5 protein-coding genes are annotated in these 5239 nt (G+C 59.3%); all 5 read left to right on the plus strand.

The features are described from left to right. Positions 1-1174, plus strand: a 1174-nt coding sequence (locus WCA53_RS29910) for an ankyrin repeat domain-containing protein (protein WP_423919839.1), incomplete at its 5' end; no start/stop codon positions are given. 281 nt (positions 1175-1455) lie between these two features. Next, positions 1456-1941, plus strand: a complete 486-nt coding sequence (gene tnpA, locus WCA53_RS29915; RefSeq protein WP_423919843.1) for an IS66-like element accessory protein TnpA — start codon at positions 1456-1458, stop codon at positions 1939-1941. After that, a complete protein-coding gene (gene tnpB, locus WCA53_RS29920; RefSeq protein WP_423919847.1) occupies positions 1922-2275 on the plus strand; it encodes an IS66 family insertion sequence element accessory protein TnpB in 354 nt (117 codons plus the stop codon). The genes tnpA and tnpB overlap by 20 nt, the downstream gene beginning before the upstream one ends. A 104-nt stretch (positions 2276-2379) precedes the next feature. Continuing rightward, positions 2380-3996 carry an IS66 family transposase gene (gene tnpC / locus WCA53_RS29925; RefSeq protein WP_423919850.1) on the plus strand — a complete coding sequence of 539 codons (1617 nt, stop codon included), beginning with the start codon at positions 2380-2382 and terminating at the stop codon, positions 3994-3996. A gap of 175 nt (positions 3997-4171) precedes the next feature. Then, the coding region (locus WCA53_RS29930; protein ID WP_423919853.1) for a molecular chaperone DnaJ at positions 4172-5239 on the plus strand (1068 nt) is incomplete at its 3' end.

Genomic DNA, 5239 nt, shown 5'->3' on the forward strand with positions numbered 1-5239 from the left:
GCCGGTGTTCGATGAGGCCAAGGTCACGGAACTGTTGATCAAGGTCTTCCGCGAGCAGTCTCCGGGTAACAAGGGCAAGCAGCAACTCTTTAACTATGCCACCTGCTTCGATGAACCGCAGCTCGCCGAGTGGCTGGCCGTTGAGGCGAAGTTCGAGCGGGCACGAACCTTTGATCAGCAGCGCGCGGTGTTCGCCCGCAAGAGCTACGTCCCTTTCTTCGCCAATCACTTCAAGGACATCCTCAGGCAGTGTGACCAGCATGGCGTCGATCATCGCCTGCCAATGAACCAGACGCCACTGATGGCCGCAGCTGCTGCAGGAAATGTGGCGCTGGTGGAAGCCCTGCTGGAGCGCGGTGCCGACCGCGATGCCGTCGATCACTATGGTCACAATGCACTGCACTGGGCTTTGCGTCAGGCATTTGGCGATGCAAAGTTCGCTGCTGGCCCGCTGGCGGCGATCTATGAATGCTTGGCTCCGCCCTGCATTGATGTCAGAGCGGGTGATCGCTTGGTCCGCATCGACCGGCATCTGTCTGAATACTTTCTGTTCCAGACCCTGTGGGTATTGTTCAAAGCCCGATTCAGCAAGATACGACGCAATGCAGACAGCGCGTTCCAGACCCAAATCATCCTCGATGCCTGGCAACACTTACCCGCTAACCTAGTGCGGCCAGAGCGCAACAAGCGCCAGCATCTTTCTGGCGTGCTGGCAAGGAACGAAATCGACAGAGACTATGCCTACAACCGATCCCTGTTTCTGCGCGTATCCACCGGGCGGTACCAGTTCAATCCCAAACTTGCTGTGCGTCGCCGCCAGGGCGAAGAAGAAAACTGGATCCCGATCTACACGGCACTTAACCTCCCGTTGATTAGCGAGTTTGCCTACAACGACGGCTGGATCAGCACCTGGGACAATATTGACAAGCTTGTGATCCTTGCCGGACTACCTGAACGAACTACACCCATTGCGGCTGAGCGCTCCGCCGAGCGGCAAGCGGCCAAAATGAGGGAGTTGGACGAACGCAGAGCCAACCAACTTGCGGCCAAAGCACGTATTCATGCCGCCGCCGAAGCCACCCAGAACAGAGCGCCACCATGGGGAACAAAGGAAGCCAAACGGCTTGAAATCGAACGTGTGAGACAAGAAATCGAAAGACGGAAGAAGGATTGACGTGCCGATCCTCGTTGGCCGTATAAAGCGCTTTGCATAACGCCAATTAATCGCCGGTGGACTCGAAGAGTCGACGGCCGTGTGCCTTCAGCGGTCACAGCGGCGGCGCTGTTCGGGGCGGCGGCAGTCGGTCGATCAGAGCCGGCCGTCGTCGGGCTCAGTTCGGCCAGCAAGAGACAATCGCGAAGCGCCACCGAATGGTAAGCGGTGAATTGAGCGCACATGGCATCTTGGGTGCGGACGGAGCAGGATGTGTCCACTGAAATCAGTGGACACCTTCCATGACACAGAACTATTCAGATTTGGATTTTTTGCCGCTCAAGGTTGTCAGCGTGGGGCGGGACGGCAAACGACGTTTCGACAAACGGGACAGGCAGAGGTTGATCGAGGCTTGCCTGCAGCCCGGAGTATCGGTAGCTGGCATGGCGCTGAGGGCTGGTGTGAACGCCAATTTACTACGCCGGTGGATCTGCGAGCACCAGAAGGAACACCGCGACACGAGAGCTACGCAGGTGTCAGGGGACGCGGCGGCGTTTGTTCCGGTCTTCGAGAGCGCTAGCGCCGAGCCGCAACCTCAGCTACCCAGGTTGCCGCCGCCGCACCGCGAAGCTCCGCGTGTAGCGCAGCACCCCGCGGCACCATCACGGTTGACGGTGGAAATGCCCAACGGCATCACGCTCAGACTCGAGTGCGGTGCCCAGGACGCGACGTTGGTGTCGGCGATGATAGAAACGCTTGGACGCTGTGATGTTCCGACTGGACGCTGAACTGCGGGTCTACCTGCACCGCGACGCGGTCGATTTTAGGAACGGGATTAACGGTCTTGTTATCTTGGTCGAGCAGTCCATGCAGCTTGACCCATTTGCCCGTGCGGTCTTCGCCTTCCGTAACAAGCGGGCCAACCGCATCAAGCTGCTGTTTTACGAGCGCTCGGGTTTTTGGCTGATGATGAAACGGTTAGAGGTTGACCGTTTCGTCTGGCCACGCCGCCAACAGGCGGTGATGGAGCTCACGACCGAACAGCTTCACTGGTTACTCGAAGGCATCGACATCGACGCGGTACGTCGTCACCCTTCGAGACAGTACCGACACGTGAGCTGAACGTTCAGTAGCAGCGCACCGGGCGTGGTACGCGCGGCGCCCGGCGCAATTGTTACACTTTGAGGTAAACCCATTCGTTGTGCGGCTTCGCTATCGTGGAGCACATGAATACCGACGCCCGCTCCCCGTCCGCTGAGGACGATCTCAAACAGCTCTCGCCCGATGAGCTGATCGCGCGCATTCTCGAGCTTCAGTCCAAGAACCAGCAACTTACGCAACGCATCGGGCAACTCGAGGAGTTGTTCCGTCTGGCGCAACTCAAGCGCTTCGCCCCGAGCAGCGAGAAACTCAAGGATCGCGTGTTCGACGAAGCCGAGCAGATCGCCGCGACCGAACCTGCCGACGATGATTCGGATGACGCATTCGCGCTGCCCGATACGGGACTGCCGGAGGTTGATAAGCCCGAGCGCGGTAAGCGCGGACGCAAGCCACTGCCGGCGGAGCTGGCGCGCCGGCGCATCGAGTACGATCTGCCCGATGAGCAGAAGCTCTGTGCGTGCTGCCAGAACGCGCTGCACCGCATGGGCGAACAGACGAGCGAGCAGTTGCACATCGAGATCAAGGCGCTGGTGCTGCAACATGTGCGCTTCAAATACGCGTGCCGCCACTGCGAGCGCAACGCCGAACGCACGCCGATGGTGATCGCGCCGATGCCCGTGCAGCCGTTGCCGGGTAGTAGCGCGAGCGCGGCGATGATTGCGACGGTGACAACCGGCAAATATGTTGACGGCACGCCGCTGTATCGGATGGAACACGCGCTGGCCCGTGCGGGCATTGCGGTGGGCCGTGGCACGCTGGCGAACTGGATCATCAGGCCTGCCGAGCTGCACTACAGTCGGCTGTACGAAGCGATGCGCCAGACACTGTTGTCGCAGCCGCTAATTCACGGCGACGAAACGACGGTGCAGGTCCTCAAGGAAGAAGGCAAGACGCCGCAAAGCACGAGTTACATGTGGACGTACAGAAGCGGCGCGGACAGCGAACAGCCGGTGGTGCTGTTCGACTACCAGCCGGGGCGCGGACAGCAATATCCGCAGGTGTTTCTCTCTGGCTACGATGGCATGCTGATGACCGACGGCTACAGCGCTTGGCGCCCGCTCGAAGGCGTGACCCACTTCGGATGCATGGCCCATTCGCGGCGCCTGTTCGTCGACGCGCACAAGGGGCAGAAGAAGAAAACCGGTGGTCGCGCGCTGCAGGCGCTTGAGTACTTCCGGGCGCTGTATCAGGTCGAGACCCTGGCCCGGGCAGAACTGCCCGATGGCGAGGCGCGAGCCGACTACACCTACCGGCTGCGGCAGGAACACAGCGTGCCGTTGCTAGAAGCGTTCAAGGCTTGGCTGGACACACAGGCGCTCCAAGTGCTGCCTGAAAGCCTGTTGGGCAAGGCGATCAGCTACACGATAAACCAATGGAAATATCTAAGCCGCTACGTGATCGATGGGCGTGCCCCCGTGGATAACAACATTCTGGAAAGAGACATAAGGTCATTTGCAACAGCGAGAAATTCATGGCTCTTCTCTGACACAGTTGCGGGCGCGAAGGCGAGCGCCATCGTCTACAGTCTCGTGCTGACGTGCCGGGCCTGCGACGTCGAGCCCTATGCGTATCTGCATCATGTGCTGACCGAGATGCCACAACGGGCATCGGACACTGACATCAGCGACCTGCTGCCGTTTAACTTCGCCAAACGAGTGCAGCTCGCTACAACCCACCCCTGAAGCACCCCGATCTGGGGTCCAATCCGCGTTCTCCATGAGCTCCCGCATAAGTCGATCATCGATCGGCAACGTGCGCGTGCTCGCTATCGCAGCGCGAGCGCCAGCGCGGTGCAACCGCGACCTCGGCTAAAATAGCGGGGTGCTCGCTCTCGCATCAACCAGCGGAAATCATCCCATGACCAGGACAAATCTCAGGTCCATCAGCATTGCTCTCGACCATAACAAGTCTCATCTGTCGAAGGGGCAAAAGGCGTTCAACACGCTGATCAAGCAGATCGAAAAGCGGCGCGCCCGGCTGAGTGCCTGGGAGGCTGCAATGCCTGCCTTCCATCGGAAATACCTAAGCGAGTTCGCTCCCCTTGAGCAAACTTCCGTCGACTTGCGGACCAAGCTCGTGCATCGCCTGGACCAGGCGTACGGTCAGAGGGGGCTGACCAAATCCGAGCGACGCACGATTGCAGACCTGATCAGCGACTTGGCAGGTGAGCTGGTCGCGCAGAGCGATGATCCGGAGCTTAAAACGATTTACAACCGGTATAGCGAATCTGACTTTGACAGTGAAGCCGCCGCCGAGTTGGACGACGTGAAATCAGCGCTCGAAGCTATGCTCGGGGTCGAGTTGGGCGACGACGTTGATATGAGTTCGCCCGAGGATGTGCTGCAGCGTGCGCACGCGCAAATGGAACAGCTGCAGGCACAAGATGCACTCGAAAACCAGGCTCGGGAAGCGCGCCGCGCCAAACGAAAAAAGACGCCTAGGCAACTCGCCGCAGAGGCACGAGAACAAGTTGAGCAGGCCGAACTGAGCTTATCGATCCGCGAGGTCTATCGCAAACTGGCCAGCGCCTTGCATCCCGACCGCGAAACCGATCCGCAGGAGCGTGATCGGAAGACCGCTCTGATGCAAAGGGCCAACCAGGCATATAGCAAAAACAGCCTGTTGCAGTTGCTCGAGTTGCAGTTGGAGTTAGAACACATTGACCAGAGCGCCATCAACAACATCGGCGAAGACCGGTTGAAACACTACAACAAGATTCTGAAGGAACAGGTCGGCGAACTCGACCACGAGATCCTGCATGTCGAGAACGGATTCAAGCACAGCTACGGAATTCCGCCCTTCATCGAGGTGTCGCCCGGCACCATCATGCGCAATCTTGCCGCTGATATCTTCTCGCTGCAGGAGAGCCTCCACGCCCTTGAACATGACCTGCTCGTATTCGATGACGTCAAGCAACTGAAGGGC

This window comes from Caballeronia sp. (genome assembly GCF_049581465.1).
Taxonomy (GTDB): Bacteria; Pseudomonadota; Gammaproteobacteria; order Burkholderiales; family Burkholderiaceae; genus Caballeronia.